A 17,904-nucleotide genomic window follows, 5' to 3' on the forward strand; every position below is an offset into this window, starting at 1 on the left:
GGTGTCGACGGCATTCTTATTGCTGTGGCATGGGCGTGCAGAGGCGATCCTCGCCGCGAGCGGGAGAAGGGCGCCGGTACTTCAGGTCAGGTTCTGGCCGGAGTCTGGCCGGTACGAGACCGGCGATCAGCCGGTCGAGGCTGCGATGCCCGTCTTGGCCGGAGCCCAGGCGGGGCGTTGCAGCCTGGCGGCGCGCTGGGCGAAGCATCGCACCAGCTCGGCCGCCGTCAGGCTGGCAATGATCTCGGGGCGCTTGTCGTCGACATCGGCGCCGCCGATCGGGCAGGTCAGTTCACCGAGCATGGTCAGGGTGCCGCTGTTGCGCAGGAACTGGCTTTCGAACCGCTTGCGCTTGGTCTTGGAGCCGATCATGCCGACATAGGCGGCATCGCGGCGTTCCAGGGCCGCCTCGGTCAGCCGGTAGTCGAGCGCATGGCTGTGGGTGAGGATGATATAGGCGGCGCCGGCCGGGGCGTCCGCGATGGCATCGGCCGGATCCTCCAGATGGCGCACGCGGCAGTTTTCGGGCAGGCCGGCGAGCATCTCGGCGCGATCGTCCACCAGCGTCACCGCGAAAGGCAGCAGGCAGAGCATGGCTGCGAGCGCCCGGCCGGTATGGCCGAGCCCGAATACCAGCACCGGCGGCCGCGCATCCATGAGCTTGGCCTCATGGTCGCCCAGCCAGGCGGCCACCTTGGTGGTCACCGGCTCGAAGCGCAGGGTGACATGGCCGCCGCAGCACTGGCCCATCATCGGGCCAAGCGGCAGGTCCATGCTCTGTGCCTTGGGGCCGCGCCCTTCCTTGCCTTCGGCGATCATGGACCGCGCCACGTCGATGGCATGGAATTCGAGATGGCCGCCGCCGATGGTGCCGGCAACCGCATGGGATGTCACCAGCATCAGCGCGTCGACGCCGCGCGGCGTCGAGCCCAGCGCCGCCGCGATCTCGACCAGAATGGCCTGGCGGCCATCGGCTTCGATCGTGGCGAGGAGCTTGCCGATCTCGAGATCAACCATGGCCCCCGCTCCTCTCCCGCACCTTCGCGCGCATCGCCTCGACGGCGAAGAGGACGCGCTCGGGCGTGGCGGGCGCATCGAGATCGGGGAAGATCTTGTGGTCGCCGATGCTGGCCACCGCATCCGACAAGGCGTGCAGGACGGAGACCGGCAACACCAGCGGCGGCTCGCCCACGGCCTTGGAGCGGTGGATCGAAGGCATGTGGTTGGGCTTGTTCAAGAGGTCGATGTTGAAGATGCGCGGACGGTCCGAAGCCACCGGGATCTTGTAGGTGGAGGGCGCGTGGGTGCGCAGGCGCCCCTTATTGTCCCACCACAATTCCTCGGTGGTCAGCCAGCCCATGCCCTGCACGAAGCCACCTTCGATCTGGCCGATGTCGATGGCCGGATTCAGCGAAGCGCCGACGTCGTGCAGGATGTCGACCCGCTCGACCCGGTATTCGCCGGTGAGCGTGTCGATCGTGACTTCCGAGGCGGCGGCGCCGTAAGAATAGTAGTAAAAGGCGCGCCCGCGGCCGGCCTTGCGGTCCCAATAGATGTCCGGGGTGCGATAGAAGCCGGAGGAGGAGAGCTGGATGCGGTTGCTATAGACCTCCTTGACGAAATCCGGCCATTCGATCTCGCGATTGCCGACGCGCACGCGGCCGGGCAGGAATTCGACCTGGTCGGCGGGAATACCGTGCTTCTCCACGGCGTAGGCGACCATGCGCTCCTTGATGTTGTTGCAGGCGTTCAGCGCCGCCATACCGTTGAGATCGGTGCCGGAGGAGGCCGCTGTCGGCGAGGTGTTGGGTACCTTGGCGGTGGTGGTCGGCGTGATCTTGACCATGTCGAGATCGATTTGAAAGGCCTGCGCCACCACCTGGGCGACCTTGATGTAGAGGCCCTGGCCCATCTCGGTGCCGCCATGGTTCACGCTCACCGAACCATCGGTATAGACGTTCACCAGCGCGCCGGCCTGATTCTGCCAGCTATTGGTGAAGGAGATGCCGAACTTCACCGGCGTCAGCGCGATGCCGCGCCGGAAGACGCCACCCTGGGCATTCTGCCTGGCGTTTTCGGCGCGGATTTCGGCGCGTCGGGCCTGATAGTCGCTCGATGCCTCGAGCTTGGCGATGATCTCGGCCGAGAGGTCTGCCTCCACCGTCTGGTGATAGGGGGTGAGGTCGCGGCCCGGCCCGCCATAGAAGTTGAGCTTACGGATTTCGAGCGGATCCTTGCCGGTGGCATAGGCCACTTCCTCGATCAGGCGCTCGGCGCCGATTGCACCCTGCGGCCCACCGAAACCGCGGAAGGCGGTGTTGGAGACGGTATGGGTCCGCAAGGGCTGGGCGTTGAGGCGCACGGCCGGATAGAAATAGGCGTTGTCCGCATGGAAGAGTGCGCGGTCGGTCACCGGGCCGGACAGGTCGGCCGAGAAGCCGCAGCGGGCGGCGAACAGGATATCGACAGCCAGGATATGGCCTTCATCGTCGAAGCCGACTTCGTAGTCGATCACGAAATCGTGGCGCTTGCCGGTGGCGACCATGTCGTCGTCGCGATCGGGCCTGAGCTTGACCGCCTGGCCGGTGCGCCTTGCCGCCAGGGCAGCGATGGCGGCGAAGATGTTGCCCTGGGTCTCCTTGCCGCCGAAGCCGCCGCCCATGCGGCGGATCTCGCAGGTGATGGCGTTGCTCGGCACATCCAGTACATGCGCCACCGCATGCTGGATCTCGCTGGGATGCTGGGTGGAGGAATAGAGGGTGACGTCGCCGTCCTCGCCCGGCACGGCGAGGGCGATGTGGCTTTCCAGATAGAAATGCTCCTGGCCGCCGAGATTCATCGAGCGCTTGATGCGCCGGGGGGCGGCAGCCATCGCCGCATCGAGATCGCCGCGGTTGAGGCTCATCGGTTCGGCGACGAGGTCCAAGCTACCGGATTTCTGGCCGTCCTTACGGGCGGCGGCGATGTCGAGAACCGCAGGCAATTCCTCATAGGTGATCTTGGCCTTGGCCACAGCCAGGCGCGCCTCGTTGCGGGTGCGGGCGATCACGGCGAAGATCGGCTGGCCGTAGAACATCACCTTGCCCTCGGCGAAGACCGGGTCGTCGTGATGGTTGGAGGGGCTGACATCGTTGACGCCGGGAACATCGGCCGCCGTAAGCACCAGTTCGACGCCGGGACTGTCCTTCACCGCCGAGAGGTCGATCTCCTTGATCAGGCCATGGGCACAGTGTGACAGGCCGAGAGCGGCATGCAGCAGGCCTGCCGGTTCGGGCATGTCGTCGATGTAGAGCGCCTCGCCGGCCACGTGCTTGTGACCGGAATCGTGACGGGTGGATTGATAGACGCCGCCGGTGACCTGATCGCGATTTGCAGCGAAGACGGGCTTATGCATGGGCGTCACTCCGGAGGATGCCGGCAACCCGGTGGACGGAACCGGTGGTGGTCTCGGCCTGGAAACGGCGGATCAGATTGGCGGCTACCGTCGAGCGGTAGCGTGCGCTGGCGCGCCAGTCGTCGAGAGGCTTGAAATCACTGGCCAAGGCGAGGGCCGCAGCTTCGGCGGCCTCGGCATTGAAGGCCCGGCCGGCGAGAGCCGCCTCGGCCGCGGCTGCGCGCTTGGGCGTGGCGGCCATGCCGCCGAAGGCCAGTACGGCATTGGTGGTCAGGCCCGCCCCATCCAGCTCGAGGCGGAAGGCGGCACACACGGCCGAAATGTCCTCGTCGAAACGCTTGGAGATCTTGGAGACGTGGAACAGCGTGCCCGGCCTGGGCTTGGGCACGATCAGGGCCTCGACGAAATCGCCAGGCTGACGGTCCTGCTTCTTGTAGGCGATGAAGAACTGCTCGAGCGGCACGGTGCGCCGCTCACCGCCGCGCCGCAGCGTCACGCTGGCGCCGAGGGCGATCAGGAGCGGGGGGGAATCGCCGATAGGCGAGCCGTTGGCGACATTGCCGCCGATGGTGCCGGCATTGCGCACCTGCTCCGAGCCGAAGCGGCGGATGAGTTCGTCGATCTGCGGGTCGAGTGCGCCCAGCGCGGCGCGCGCGTCGCTGACCGAGACCAGGGCGCCGATGACGAGGTGGTCGCCCTTGTCTTCGATGCGGTCGAGTTCACCGACGCGGCCGAGCGTGATCACTGTGGCCGGGCGCAACAGCATCTTGGTGATCCACAGGCCGACATCGGTGGCACCGGCCACCAGGGTGGCATCGGGATGGGCGGCCGTGAGTTCGGCGAGCTGGTCCGAGGTGGCGGGAGCGAACAGCCTGCGCCCGCCTTCGGAAATCTCGATGACCTCCCGGTCGGCAAGACCGGCCAGCTTGCGGGCGATCTCGGCGCGGCCGACATTCAGCGAGTCGGTGCTGGAGGCCTCGATCTCATAGGCCCGGTCGAGCGCCGATACGATCGGGCCATAACCGGTGCAGCGGCACAGATTGCCGGCAAGAGCCTCCTCGATGCGCTCGCGCGAGGGCGCTTCGGCGGCGCCCAGCCACAGGGCGGTCAGCGACATCACGATGCCCGGCGTGCAGAAGCCGCATTGCGAGCCGTGCAGCTCCACCATCGCCTGCTGGACGGGGTGCAGGCCTCCACCAGCCTTCTTCAGATGCTCGACGGTGACGATGTGGCAACCGTCGAGAGTCGCCAGGAAGCGGATGCAGGCATTGATCGCCTCATAGCGCAGTTCGGTCTTGCCGCCGCCCTCTTGGCGCAGCCGTCCGACCAGCACGGTGCAGGCGCCGCAATCGCCCTCGGCGCAGCCTTCCTTGGTGCCGATGAGCCGGCGCTCGTTGCGCAGCCAGTCCAGCAGCGTCAGCGTGGGGTCGAAGCCCTCGAGCGAGAACTGGCGATCGTTCAGTAGGAATCGTACGGTCCGGCGCATGATCATCCATGTGGTTTTGGCGAGGACTGTTGACCAGTTTCCCGGTGTAGCCAACCCTGCAGCATAGTCGATGAAGGCACTGAAGCGAGCCAGGCGAAAATGCCCGGCCCCGAACATACCAATGCATGCCCGGCGACTGGCGACCCGAGAGTGGGTGCGCGGCGACGAACATGCCGGAGGGCTGGAGCCCGGCCGATCCACAACGGGATCGGACTATGTTTGGGGGTGTCGATCCGGCCTCCCTGCGCCGGCGCCTCCTCCCAAGATTTCAACCGGGCTCGTTCCTGGCCTCTTTGTAGCACTTATAATTTCTCGTGGGGCGTCGCAGCGGTAGACAGGCCTCGCATGAAGGACTTCCCAATAAAATGTGACAATCGCCTGAAAGGGATATGGTTATGATGACTGGCATGATCGGTGAGCCATGCCATGGGATCCTGACGCAGTCGCAGGTCCCACGCTGGTGCCCGCATTGAAGGCACGGCGTCTTCACCGGAGAAAAGCGCTCTAGTCGCGCGCCCTGTGCGCCAGCCAGAAGGAAGTGACGTTGTGACGACGAAGGATATCTCGCGGGCGGATACGGCCCTGCGCGGCCGCCTGTTGTGGTTCGTAGAGCGCCCGGAGGAGCACGGCGCGAGCGCCGTGCGTTATATCGAGGACGGTCTGCTGGTCCTGGCCGGCGGCAAGATCCTGGCGGTCGGCGAGACGTCCGTTCTGCGTCCCCAGCTTCCCGCCGGCGCGGTTGTTCACGATCATTCGGGCAAGCTGATCACGCCCGGCTTCATCGATCCGCATATCCATTTGCCGCAGACGCAGGTGGTGGCGTCCTGGGCAGCCCAGCTGCTTGACTGGCTCAATACCTACACTTTCGTCGAGGAGCAGAAATATGGCGATCCGGCCCATGCGGCCCGCGGCGCCGCCTTCTTCTTCGACGAACTGCTTTCCAACGGCACCACCACGGCGGTCGCCTTCTGCTCGGTACATTCCACTTCGGCGGAAGCCTTCTTCGCCGAATCCGAGCGGCGCAACACCCGTATGGCCGCCGGCAAGGTGATGATGGACCGCTATGCGCCCGATGCTCTCACCGACACCGCCAAGTCCGGCTATGACGAGAGCAAGGCCCTGATCGGACGCTGGCACGGCCGAGGCCGGCAGCTCTATGCCATCGCGCCACGCTTTGCCATCACCTCCACGCCCGAGCAGCTCGAAGCTGCCGCCACGTTGTCGCGCGAACATCCGGACTGCCTGGTCGAGACCCATATCTCCGAAAATCTGGAAGAAGTCGCCACCGCCAAGCGGCTCTATCCCGACTGCGCCGACTATACCGCGATCTACGAGAAATACGGGCTGCTCGGCCCGAAGTCGCTGATGGGGCACTCGATCCATCTGTCCGAGAGCGAGCGCCAGCGTTATGCGGATGCCGATGCGGTGGCGGTGTTCTGTCCGACCTCCAACCTCTTCCTCGGTTCGGGCCTGTTCGACTGGAAGGCGATGCGCGATCCTGCCAGGCCGGTGCGCATCGGCGTCGCCACCGATATCGGCGGCGGTACCTCCTATTCCATGCTCCAGACCATGAACGAGGCCTACAAGGTGCTGCAATTGCAGGGCCAGCGCCTGGATTCGCTGGCGCTGTTCCATGCCATGACGCGCGGCAATGCCATTGCCATCGGCCTCGAAGATCTGATCGGCAGTTTCGAACCGGGCCATGAATGTGATGCCGTCGTGCTCGACGCCAAGGCGACGCCGGCCATGGCACATCGCATGGAGACGGTGACCACCCTGGCCGAGGAGCTCTTCGTGCTGATCACGCTCGGTGATGACCGCGCGGTGGAGGAGACCTATGTCATGGGCGAGCCGAAGAAGCCGCGCAAGCGCAGCTGAGACGGAGTATCTGGCCTGAGTTCGCCCACCGTCGCGGATTGGCGACGGTGGACTTTTTATTGCCGGCCTGCTGCGACTTTGCGCGCGCCCATGGTTTGCGGCTGTGCAGGTTGCTTCTCATTCGAGTAGTATTGGCTGAGCTGGCGATCGAGAGAGGTCAGTACAGATAAAATATCGGTTCTTATTGTTTTGATGTTGATTGACTTGTCTCTTGAGAGGGCTCTGACTGCGACATGCAGGGCCAAGATTCGGCTCAGCCATGACGAATGGAATTGCCGCCGGACATTACCAGACGTCATGCCATGATCTCCGGCGGGCAGGGCAGGAGAGTCGATAAATGGAGATCAAGGGGGCATCGCCCGACCTCTACAACGAGGATCTGGCACCGGCAAAAGTCCGCAATTGGGGGCCGTTCAGCATCTTCAACGTCTGGACATCGGACGTGCACAGCCTGTGGGGTTATTATCTTGCGGCCAGCCTGTTCCTGTTCTGCGGTGGCTTCGTCAATTTCATCGTGGCCATCGGCATCGGCTCGCTGGTCATCTACGCGCTGATGAACCTGGTGGGTTATGCCGGCGTGAAGACCGGCGTGCCCTATCCGGTGCTCGCCCGGGCCTCCTTCGGCATCTGGGGCGCGAACCTGCCGGCTCTGGTGCGGGCCGTGGTTGCCTGCTTCTGGTATGGCGCCCAGACATCGGCCGCCTCGGGGGCCATCGTCGCGCTGCTGATCCGCTCGGAGAGCTTGGCCCAGTTTCATCGCGACGTGCATTTCCTCGGCCATTCCGGGCTCGAAGTAATCTGCTTCGTGGTGATCTGGGCCCTTCAGCTCCTGATCATCCAGAAGGGCATGGAGACGGTGCGTCGCTTCCAGGATTGGGCCGGCCCGGCGGTGTGGGTGATGATGCTGATCCTGGCGATCTATCTCTGCGTCAAATCCGGCAGCTTCGCCTTTTCCAGCGATATTCCCCTCGAGGTTCTCCTGGAGAAGACCAAGGATGCCGGCGTGCCCGGCACGCCCGGCTCCTGGACCTCGCTGTTTGCGGTCGCGGCGATCTGGGTGACCTATTTCTCAGCGCTCTATCTGAATTTCTGCGATTTCAGCCGTTACGCGCCCGACAAGGCCGCGGTGCGCACGGGCAATCTCTGGGGTCTGCCGGTCAATCTGGTACTGTTCTCCATGGTGGCTGGCGTCACCACCATCGCGGCCTATGACGTCTATGGCGAGGTGCTGCTGCATCCCGACCAGATCTCGGCGAAATTCGACAGCTGGTTCCTGGCTCTCCTCGCCGCGCTGACCTTCGCGGTGGCGACGCTGGGCATCAATGTCGTGGCGAACTTCGTCTCGCCGGCCTTCGACTTCGCCAATGTCTTCCCGCGCCGCATCGACTTCAAGAAGGGTGGCTATATTGCAGCGCTGATCGCCTTGGTGCTCTATCCCTTCGCACCCTGGGAAGGCAGCGCCGCCAGCTTCGTCGGCGTCATCGGCTCCACCATGGGGCCGATCCTCGGGGTGATGCTGGTCGATTATTATCTCATCCGCAAGGGCGAGATCGATGTCGAGGCGCTCTATCGCGAGGATGGCGAGTTCCGCTTCCAGGGCGGCTGGCATGTCAAGGCGCTGATCGCAGCCGGCATCGGCGCGCTGTTCTCCTCCATCCTGCCCAACCTGACCAATTGGCTGCCGGCCTGGTGGGGCATCTATGGCTGGTTCTTCGGCGTCGCCATCGCGGGCGTCATCTACTATGTGCTGCGTTCGCTGGCGCCGGGCGTGAAGGTGTCGGGGGCAAACGCGTAAAAGGTACTCGGGCGAGGGAGATGCGCCGCCGCTGCTCCCTCGTTCCGTACGAAGCTGGGGCGATGTTCCCATCCCCGACTCCAAGTGGGGAGAGTGGCCTTCTTTGTCAGTCCGCCATGTCGCCATTCTCTCCGAGCACCTTGGCGGCTCTTGCCCGGTCGAGGTCCCCTTCCCAGGCGGCGATGACCACGGTGGCGACGCAGTTTCCGACGAGGTTGCCGACGGCGCGGGCCATGCCGATGAACCAGTCGACCGAGAGGACGAGCACGAGGCCGATTGCAGGGATGGAGGGGATCGTGTTGAGCGTGGCCGCCAGGATCACGATGGCCGAGCCCGGTACGCCGTGGGCCCCCTTCGAGGTCAGCAGCGAGACCCCCAGCACCAGAAGCAGATCCCCGAGCGACAGCGGCGTGTTGGTGGCCTGGGCGATGAAGACGACAGCCAGCGTGAGATAGATCGAGAAGGCATCGAGATTGAAGGAATAGCCGGTGGGAATGACGAGGCCGACCACCGATTTGCGCACGCCCAGATGCTCCAGCTTGCGCATCACCTGCGGCAGGACGGCGTCTGAAGAGGCGGTCGCCAGGACGATGGCGAGTTCCGCGCGCAGATAGGCCAGGAACCGGAAGATGTTCAGGCCGGTCATCCACATGATGCTGCCCAGCACCACGATGACGAAGGCGGCGACGGCGACATAGTACAGGCCGACCAGCGAGACGAGTTGCTGCAGCGATCCGACGCCGTATTTGCCGACCGTGTAGGCCACGGCGCCGAGGACGCCCAGGGGCGCGAGGCGCACGATGAGCGACATGGCCTTGAACAGGATCGTCGCCACGGCATCCACGAAGGAGGAGATCCTTTCCGCCTTCTCGCCGCCCACGAGCGCGAGGCTGATACCGAAAACGATGGCGAAGAACAGGACTTGCAGCACGTCATTGCGCGCGAGGGCATCGATCGAGGTGGTCGGGATGATGTTGAGGATGAAACTGCCGACGCCGGCGCCCTGCATCTTGTGCGCATTGTCGGCATAGCTGCCCATAGCGCCGGCATCGAGCTTGGTGGCATCGACATTCATGCCGTGGCCGGGGCCGGCGACGAGGGCCAGCAGCAGGCCGAGGGCGAGGGCCACCGTGGTCACCACTTCGAAATAGATCAGCGCCTTGACGCCGACGCGCCCCACCTTGCGCAGGTCCCCGGCGCCGGCGATGCCGTGCACCACCACGCAGAAGACGATCGGCGCCACGATCATCGAGATCAGCTTGAGGAAACCGTCGCTCAGGACCTTCAACTGAACGGAGAAGCCCGGCGCGGTCATGCCGAGCACGACGCCGAGCGCGAGGGCGACGAGAACCTGGAGGAAGAGGGAATTGATGAGTGGTTTTCGGCCGGCCGGGGCCGTGATGGCATCCATGGTCATCGGAATAGTCCTGTCCGAAGGGGCAGCGGTCGGTGGTTGCCCCGCAACCGGCCGGCACGTCCTGCGCCTGGGGTGACGACGAGCCCACCCCCGCGTCGCCGACGGCGCGCGTCAGGCTCGCTCAGGAAATTCAAGCAAGGAGCATGCCAGCTGGTGTTTGCCGTGGCCTTCGTGCCGAAAGGTGGACACCCCTTTTGCGCAGCAATGATGCGGCGACAGTGACCAAAGGGGCCCGGGGGCAATGCAGTTCACATAAGGAGGAAACGCTCCGATTTGTCATTGCCGGGTCAAGCCCGGCAATGACAAAGGTCGTGCAAACTCGAAGACGCTTAAGTGAACGGCATTGGCCTTTGGGTCTCTTTTGCCGATCAGAACGAAGTGCAGGCGTCGCTTCTGGGATCGCCGTCTATCTTATGCGCCTCGTAAAGATCGGAGCGGGCGGTTCGTCGCCATGGCCGCGCGGGATGCTCGCGATCGGCCGAGATGTCGGAGACGAGGAGGGCCGGCGTGCCGTCTGACGGGCATTGGGCTTTCCATCGGCCGTCCGGCGCGGCTATTCCAGCGGGGATCGTCACGCTTTGCGGCGCATGGGCGGCGTAACTGACCCAATAGGCATTGCTGGCGGCATGTCCCAATGCCTCCGCCGCGAAAGGCGGCGCGGCCGATGGGGTCTCTCCCGTCGTCGAGAACAGAACGCAATCGACATCCAGACTCTCATACTCGGTGAATATCTCCGGATAGTGCGCCTCCATACCGAGCGCACAACCGAAACGGAGATCGTCGACCTCGAAGGTCACCGGGCTTTTCCCCGGCGAATACATGAAGGAGATCTTGGTGTTCGAGAGCAGGCGCTCGTCATAGCGGGTGACGAGGTCGCCGCGATCGGACACGACATAGAGGCTGTTGTGCGGCCGGTGCGGCGGCGTGAGGCGATGGACCGACCCGAACACTGTCCAGAGCCCGAGTTCCCGCGCGAGCGTGCTGATCATGTCCAGTTGCTCGCGCAGAACCGCCCAGTCGAATCGAGTCCAGTCGGAAGGGCCGATATCCCCAGGGCCGTTCTGCGACATGATGCGCTTGTTGGGGGAGCAGGTTGCGCCCTCCGGGAAATGGATGAGCCGCGCGCCTTCCTTATGAGCCTCACGCATCAAGCGCCGCATTTCCTCGCCAGTGGCGCGGAACCCGGAACTATCGCGGGGATCGTTGAAGAGCGAGGTTTGCGCGACCGCCAGCCGTAGCGATTGCGTGTCGGTATGGCTCGGCGACGGATCATGTCCCGATGTCTGGCGAATATGTCTGAGAGCGGCGGTATAGGACTCGCCCGTTTTGGCTGCGCGCGCACGGACACGGCGCTTGAGATTGCCATTCTGCGTCATTGTCAGGCCTTTCACGCCCCGGACGCAAGTTCCCCAGCAACCACGCCCGAAACGATCGGACCACGACAACGACCCGAGACAGAAGTCCCTTTGCCTCCGTTTAAGGCCATGCTGGGGAAGGCCTTGGGAGGTTGGGCGTCGGTCACGCCAACATTGAAGATGTCGATACGGTGGCAATTCGTCAAGCCGCCGCAGAAGTCTTCAAACGAAAGGCGGCGGCAACCTTCTCAGTCCGCGCTATCCAGTGTGCCGAGCACGAAGCCTCCACCCTGCGTGTTGAAATCTTGAGGCGAATGCGAACGAGATGGCCGGGGACATGCCGCAGGTTTTTTTCATTCAAAGCCGGAGAACAGTTCCTCATTCTCATAATAAATCTCTCGTGGGACGCACAATGTGTCGAATTTTTCTCAAGCGGTAGGTATCTACCGTCCGACGCTTTACATAATTGTCAAATAATACTTCTTGAGAGATATGGAGGTGCCTGTATAGACTGTGTTATATACTTCGCAGTTCATTCGGGGTGGGCAATGAATTGGAACGGCGCCTTTCCTTTCGACAGTCACGACATGTCGGCGCTTTACACCATGGAGGTCGCGCGGCACGAGGAGCGGCAAAGGCGCGGTGCCGAGATCGCAGCGGCCAATGCCGCGCTCGATATCTATGCCGGCATCGACGGCACCGGCCCCTATTCCGACCGGGCCTATGAGGCGGAGTTCGGCGATAGTTTCGTACAGCGCCTGCATCGGAGCTGGGGCAACGAAGCGCGATATTACCGGCGCGGCCCGAGCCTCGACGGCGTCTCGACGCCGGCCCTGGGGATCGGCGCCTATCGCTCTGTGCGGGAGCGCTATCGGCACAAAGCGTCCGGACCCAAACGTATCTTCTTAGCCGGCTATAGTCGTGGCGGTGCGGCAGTGGTCTATACCGCTTCGCTGCTCGCGCTGGAGGGGATTGCCGTCGACGGCCTATTCCTGTTCGATGCGGTCGACAGGCAGCCCTTCAATGCGCCGCTCTTCATTCCACCCAATGTCCGGGTGTGCTTCCATGCCCGCCGGGATCCGAAGACGGGTTCACGGTCGCTGTTCGGCAGCTATGCGACACGGCGCATGCCGGGCGCGCCCACCATTTACAAGCAGCAATATTTCTTCCGTACCCATGGCGGCATGGGTGGCACACCCTGGGGCGTCGCCGACCCGGACGGCATTATCAACGAATCCAACGATTATCTGCCGCCCGGCGCCGGCGGGGCGCGGCGTCCGTCCGTTTCGGCGGCGGAGCGGCTGGCCGGCGACCGGACGACCCGCGAAATCCTGAAATATATGGCACCGGGAGCCTATGGCGCCCTGGAGGCCTATGACGCCTACAAGCATTTCGGCAGGACAAAGGTGACCTTGGCCCAGGAGCAGGCCGAGTCGGCCCGGGTCTGGATCTGGATGTCGACGGCCCTGAAGGTCCTGCGCCGGGAACTGGCTGCCGTCCCGGTCTCCTGAGCGGCGGAAACGTTTATTGGCGGCCCGGCCGGGCCCGCCAATCGGCCAGGAAGCGGCGCGCGAAGCCCAGGAAGCGTGCCAGCACCGGGCTGGGCTCGCGCTGATAGACCATGCTGACGTCGGCAGTGGGGGTCGGTGGCACGAGGTCGCGGTAAATAACTTCGGGCCGCGACAGGGCGCTGACGCTGCGCGGGGCAAGGGCGATGCCGAAGCCCGCCGCGACCAGGCTGGTGAGTGAATAGGATTCGATCACCTGTTGGCTGATGCGGGGAATGAAGCCGGCCTCTACGCAGCATTGGCGCAGATAGACCGCAAAGCTGGAATCACGCAGGCGCAGGAAGACATGCTCGTCCTCGTGGAGTTCGGCGAGAGCGATGGAGCCGCGCTCGGCGAGGCGATGGCCTGATGGCAGGAAGACGCCGACAGGCTCGCGCCAGGCGGTCTCGCGGACGAGTTCGGCATCCTCGGGCGGCATGCGCAGGAAGCTGACGTCGACGGCCCGGGTCGAGAGCGCATTGAGCTGGGCTTCGGGGGCCATTTCGTGCAGGCCGATCACCACGCCCGGAAAGCGGCGCCGGTAGTCCGCCATCAGGGCGGCGAGCGGGCCGAGCAGCATGGAGCCGGTTGCCGCCACGTTGAGTGCGCCCGTCATGCCCTGGCCGATCGCCTTGACCTGCGTCGCGGCAAGTTCGGCGCTGGCGATGATGCTGCGCGCATGGGCGAGAAAGGCCGTGCCGGCTTCGGTGAGCATCACCTTGCGGCTGGTACGCAGGAACAGCACGGCGCCGAGCTCATGCTCGAGGTCGCGGATTTGCTGGCTCAGCGGGGGCTGCGAGATGTGCAGGCGCTGCGCGGCGGCCGTGAAGCTGAGTTCCTCCGCCAGGGCGATGAAGTAGCGCAGATGGCGCAGTTCCATGGCAGCCACCGATCCATATCTTTTAGCTATTGATTATACCGAACCATATATTGGACTAATAGTCGTTCCCCTGCAATCTTCAGGCAGCAATGAGCGGGAAAGACCGCTCCGTCGAACAATTCATACCGCCTTGGATTCGATCCCGTCGGTCGCATGCGAGGCGCGATTTTCAAGAACGATATTCAATCCCGTTGAATCGAATATCGTTCATGATTTCAAAAAGATAGACGCGTCTTTCCGATCCAGTCGGATCGGAAAGCGCTATGAAACCGACGCAAATTCCGATCCGCGGATCGAAGAATGCTTGAGGAGAAACGCTCATGGCCCGCATGACCGCGGCGGAAGCTGCTGTGCACATCATGGAGAAGGAAGGCGCCCAGTGTGCTTTCGGCGTCCCCGGTGCTGCAATCAACCCGCTCTATGCCGCGCTGCGCCCGCGTAACCAGATCAAGCATGTCCTGGCCCGCCATGTCGAGGCGGCGTCCCACATGGCCGAAGGCTATACGCGTGCCAAGGCCGGCAATATCGGCATTTGCATCGGCACCTCCGGCCCGGCCGGCACCGACATGATCACGGGTCTCTACTCGGCGGCGGCCGATTCCATTCCAATTCTGTGCATCACCGGCCAGGCGCCGCGCGCCCGTCTGCACAAGGAGGACTTCCAGGCCGTCGACATCGCCGCGATCGCCAAGTCCGTCACCAAGATGGCCGTCACCGTGATGGAGCCCGCCCAGGTGCCCGGCACCTTCCAGCAGGCCTTCCATCTGATGCGCTCGGGCCGCCCCGGCCCCGTGCTGATCGACCTGCCCTTCGACGTGCAGACGGCCGAGATTGAGTTCGATCCGGAAACCTATGAGCCGCTGCCCGTCTACAAGCCCAAGGCCACCCGCGCCCAGATCGACAAGGCCATCGCCCTCCTCCAGGCGGCCGAGCGCCCGCTGATCGTGGCCGGCGGCGGCATCATCAATGCCGATGCTTCCGACAAGCTCGTCGCCTTCGCCGAACTGACCGGCGTGCCTGTGATCCCGACCCTGATGGGCTGGGGCACCATCCCCGACGACCACCCCTTGATGGTGGGCATGGCCGGCCTGCAGACCAGCCACCGCTACGGCAATGCCACGCTGCTCGCTTCCGACTTCGTGCTCGGCATCGGCAATCGCTGGGCCAACCGGCACACCGGCACAATGGAGGTCTACACCAAGGACCGCAAATTCGTGCATGTCGACATCGAGCCGACCCAGATCGGCCGGGTCTTCGCGCCCGATTACGGCATCGCCTCGGATGCGGGCCTGGCCCTCGATGTCTTCATCGAAGCCGCCCGGGAACTGAAGGCGCAGGGCAAGCTCAGGGATCGCTCCACGTGGCTGGAGGAATGCCGCGAGCGCAAGAAAACCCTGCTCCGCCGCACCCATTTCAGTGAGACGCCGATCAAGCCGCAACGCGTCTATGAGGAGATGAACAAGGCTTTCGGCCGCGACACCACCTATGTCTCGACCATCGGCCTGTCGCAGATCGCGGCCGCCCAGTTCCTGCATGTCTACAAGCCCAGGGGCTGGATCAATTGCGGCCAGGCCGGTCCGCTCGGCTGGACGCTGCCGGCGGCGCTCGGCGTCTGCGCTGCCGATCGCAGCGCTTCGGTGGTGGCGATCTCGGGCGACTACGATTTCCAGTTCCTGATCGAGGAGCTGGCCGTCGGCGCCCAGTTCAACCTGCCTTACGTGCATGTCCTGGTGAACAACGCCTATCTCGGCCTGATCCGCCAGTCCCAGCGCGGCTTCAACATGGACTTCCAGGTCCAGCTCTCCTTCGAGAACATCAACACGCCGGAACTGGGCGTCTATGGTGTGGACCATCTCAAGGTGGTCGAGGGCCTGGGTTGCCGCGCCATCCGCGTCACCGATCCCGAGAAGCTCTATGACGCCTTCCAGGAGGCCAAGCGCCTGGCCGCCGAACTGCGCGTGCCGGTGGTGGTCGAGGTGATGCTGGAGCGCGTCACCAACGTCGCCATGGGCACCGATCTCGACAAGGTCACGGAGTTCGAGGATCTCGCCCTCGACGCCTCCGACGCGCCCACCGCGATCGCGCTGCTGGACTGAGTTTTTACCCTCCCCTGGAGGGGGAGGGTCGGCCAATAGGCCGGGGTGGGGTGAGAACCGCTGCCCCTGGCCAATGTGATTGAATGAGAGCTCGTTCTCCGACGGTCGAGCCATCACCCCACCCCGACGCTACGCGTCGACCCTCCCCCTCGAGGGGAGGGTAAGTCACCGGGAACCGCCATGCCTAAATTTGCCGCCAATCTGACCATGCTGTTCAATGAAGTGCCGTTCATGGAGCGCTTCGCGGCAGCCGCCCGCAACGGCTTTGCGGGCGTGGAATATCTGTTCCCCTATCCCTTCCCGGCGTCCGATCTGGCTGCCGCCCTGAAGGAGCACAAGCTCACCCAGGTCCTGCACAATCTGCCGGCCGGCGACTGGGCGGGCGGGGAGCGCGGCATCGCCGTGCTGCCCGATCGCAAGGCGGAGTTCCGTGAAGGCGTTGCAGAGGCCATCACCTATGCCAAGGCGCTGGACTGCAAGCTGGTCAACTGCCTGGCCGGCATCGCGCCTGCCTCCGTCGATGCGGGGCAGGCAAGGGCCACCTTCGTCGAAAACATCGGCTACGCCGCAAGCGAGTTAAAGAAGGCCGGCATCCGCCTGGTGATCGAGGCGATCAACACGCGCGACATTCCCGGCTTCTACCTGACCAACACCCGCCAGGCGGCCGAGATCATTGCCGAGGTGGGCTCGGACAATGTCGGTCTGCAATACGACATCTACCACATGCAGATCATGGAAGGGGATCTGGCCCGCACCATCGAAAAGCACCTGCCTGAGATCTGGCACGTGCAGCTGGCCGACAATCCCGGCCGCAACGAACCGGGCACCGGCGAGATCAACTACCCCTTCCTCTACCAATGGCTCGACCAGCTCGGCTACGCCGGCTGGATCGGCTGCGAATACAAGCCCAAGGGCGAGACTGAAGCGGGCCTGGGCTGGTTCAAGCAGGCTCGCTGAGCCCGTCCCATAAATCCCCTTCTCCCCTCGCGGGAGAAGGACCCGGCAGGGGGATGAGGGGTCTTGCGATCCCATGCCGGTGCGGTGGTTCACCCCTTATCCGCCCCTATCGGGGCACCTTCTCCCGCAAGGGGAGAAGGCGACTGGCTGGCGCTTGCGCCTAAGGAACAAGGATCTTCATCATGAATATCGGCTTTGTCGGACTTGGCATCATGGGTGCCCCGATGGCGGGACACCTGATTGCGGCCGGCCACACCCTCTTCCTCAACACGCTCGGCAATGTGCCCGAGGACCTGATCAAGGCCGGCGGCAAGGCCGAGGCGAGCGCCGCCGATGTCGCCCGCAAGGCCGACATCATCATCACCATGGTGCCCGACACCCCGGACGTGGAGACCGTGCTGTTCGGCAAGGGCGGCGTCGCCGAGGGCCTCTCCGCCGGCAAGCTCGTCATCGACATGAGCTCGATCTCCCCGGTCGAGACCAAGAAGTTCGCCAAGCGCATCAACGAGCTCGGCGTCGACTATCTCGACGCGCCGGTCTCGGGCGGCGAGGTCGGCGCCAAGGCCGCCTCCCTCACCATCATGGTCGGTGGCCCGGAAGCCGCCTTCGAGCGCGCCATGCCGCTGTTCGAGAAGATGGGCAAGAACATCACTTTGGTCGGTGGCAATGGCGATGGCCAGACCACCAAGGTCGCCAACCAGATCATCGTCGCCCTCAATATCGAGGCCGTCGGCGAGGCCCTGCTGTTCGCTTCGCGCGCCGGTGCCGACCCGGCCAAGGTGCGCCAGGCCCTGATGGGCGGCTTTGCCGCCTCGCGTATCCTGGAAGTGCATGGCGAGCGCATGGTCAAGCGCACCTTCGATCCGGGCTTCCGCATCGCCCTGCACCAGAAGGACCTCAATCTCGCCTTGACCACGGCCCGCCAGCTCGGCCTCTCCCTGCCCAACACCGCCACCGCCCAGGAATTGTTCAATGCTTGCGTCTCGCATGGCGGCGCGGCCTGGGATCATTCCGGCCTGGTCCGGGCGCTGGAGATCATGGCCAATCACGAGATCGGCGCACCGGTCAAGGGCTGACGCCAGCCATCGGTCTTTCCCGC

At 64.3% G+C, this 17,904-nt stretch carries 12 protein-coding genes; 6 read left to right on the top strand and 6 right to left on the bottom strand.

The window, feature by feature from the left end; all coding sequences use genetic code 11:
* Positions 1-126: 126 nt before the first annotated feature.
* Genes xdhC through xdhA form a run of 3 tightly spaced genes read right to left on the bottom strand, consistent with a single transcriptional unit; the run spans position 127 to position 4,886 of the window.
* Positions 127-1,017 carry a xanthine dehydrogenase accessory protein XdhC gene (gene xdhC, locus ACZYTC_RS19895; protein ID WP_488990377.1) on the bottom strand — a complete coding sequence of 297 codons (891 nt, stop codon included), beginning with the start codon at positions 1,015-1,017 and terminating at the stop codon, positions 127-129.
* Positions 1,010-3,394 carry a xanthine dehydrogenase molybdopterin binding subunit gene (gene xdhB, locus ACZYTC_RS19900; protein ID WP_441770851.1) on the bottom strand — a complete coding sequence of 795 codons (2,385 nt, stop codon included), beginning with the start codon at positions 3,392-3,394 and terminating at the stop codon, positions 1,010-1,012. The genes xdhC and xdhB overlap by 8 nt, the downstream gene beginning before the upstream one ends.
* Positions 3,387-4,886 carry a xanthine dehydrogenase small subunit gene (xdhA, locus tag ACZYTC_RS19905; protein WP_488990642.1) on the bottom strand — a complete coding sequence of 500 codons (1,500 nt, stop codon included), beginning with the start codon at positions 4,884-4,886 and terminating at the stop codon, positions 3,387-3,389. The genes xdhB and xdhA overlap by 8 nt, the downstream gene beginning before the upstream one ends.
* Positions 4,887-5,426: 540 nt before the next feature.
* On the opposite strand from xdhA, the gene guaD reads away from it, so the two are divergent.
* A complete protein-coding gene (gene guaD, locus ACZYTC_RS19910) occupies positions 5,427-6,758 on the top strand; it encodes a guanine deaminase (protein ID WP_434958774.1) in 1,332 nt (443 codons plus the stop codon).
* A 337-nt stretch (positions 6,759-7,095) separates the two neighbouring features.
* The gene (locus tag ACZYTC_RS19915; RefSeq protein WP_488990378.1) at positions 7,096-8,553 is read left to right on the top strand and encodes an NCS1 family nucleobase:cation symporter-1; all 1,458 of its coding nucleotides are present in this window, start codon (positions 7,096-7,098) and stop codon (positions 8,551-8,553) included.
* Between the two features lie 106 nt (positions 8,554-8,659).
* Here ACZYTC_RS19915 and dctA read toward each other — a convergent pair whose 3' ends face one another.
* Both dctA and ACZYTC_RS19925 read right to left on the bottom strand, forming a co-directional pair.
* Positions 8,660-9,964 (bottom strand): C4-dicarboxylate transporter DctA, encoded by a 1,305-nt coding sequence (gene dctA / locus ACZYTC_RS19920; protein ID WP_488990643.1) that lies wholly within the window; start codon positions 9,962-9,964, stop codon positions 8,660-8,662.
* 374 nt (positions 9,965-10,338) lie between these two features.
* A complete protein-coding gene (locus tag ACZYTC_RS19925; protein ID WP_488990644.1) occupies positions 10,339-11,346 on the bottom strand; it encodes a carbon-nitrogen hydrolase family protein in 1,008 nt (335 codons plus the stop codon).
* 527 nt (positions 11,347-11,873) lie between these two features.
* On the opposite strand from ACZYTC_RS19925, the gene ACZYTC_RS19930 reads away from it, so the two are divergent.
* On the top strand, positions 11,874-12,836 hold the full coding sequence (locus ACZYTC_RS19930) for a hypothetical protein (RefSeq protein WP_488990379.1): 963 nt from the start codon (positions 11,874-11,876) through the stop codon (positions 12,834-12,836).
* A 13-nt stretch (positions 12,837-12,849) separates the two neighbouring features.
* Here the strand turns inward: ACZYTC_RS19930 and ACZYTC_RS19935 are convergent, their stop codons facing one another.
* Entirely contained in the window at positions 12,850-13,752 is a 903-nt protein-coding gene (locus ACZYTC_RS19935; RefSeq protein ID WP_434958771.1) for a LysR family transcriptional regulator, read from the bottom strand.
* A gap of 320 nt (positions 13,753-14,072) precedes the next feature.
* Here ACZYTC_RS19935 and gcl point away from each other — a divergent pair, with 320 nt between their 5' ends.
* The 3 genes from gcl to glxR all read left to right on the top strand — a co-directional run bounded on the left by gcl (position 14,073) and on the right by glxR (position 17,881).
* Complete coding sequence (gene gcl / locus ACZYTC_RS19940) at positions 14,073-15,848, top strand: glyoxylate carboligase (protein WP_488990380.1); 1,776 nt, start codon at positions 14,073-14,075, stop codon at positions 15,846-15,848.
* A gap of 180 nt (positions 15,849-16,028) precedes the next feature.
* Positions 16,029-16,805: a hydroxypyruvate isomerase gene (hyi, locus tag ACZYTC_RS19945; protein WP_488990381.1), complete on the top strand. Its 777-nt coding sequence runs from the start codon at positions 16,029-16,031 to the stop codon at positions 16,803-16,805.
* A gap of 179 nt (positions 16,806-16,984) precedes the next feature.
* Positions 16,985-17,881: a 2-hydroxy-3-oxopropionate reductase gene (glxR, locus tag ACZYTC_RS19950; protein WP_488990645.1), complete on the top strand. Its 897-nt coding sequence runs from the start codon at positions 16,985-16,987 to the stop codon at positions 17,879-17,881.
* The last annotated feature ends 23 nt before the right edge of the window (positions 17,882-17,904 follow it).

This window comes from Labrys sp. F242, from assembly GCF_057813875.1.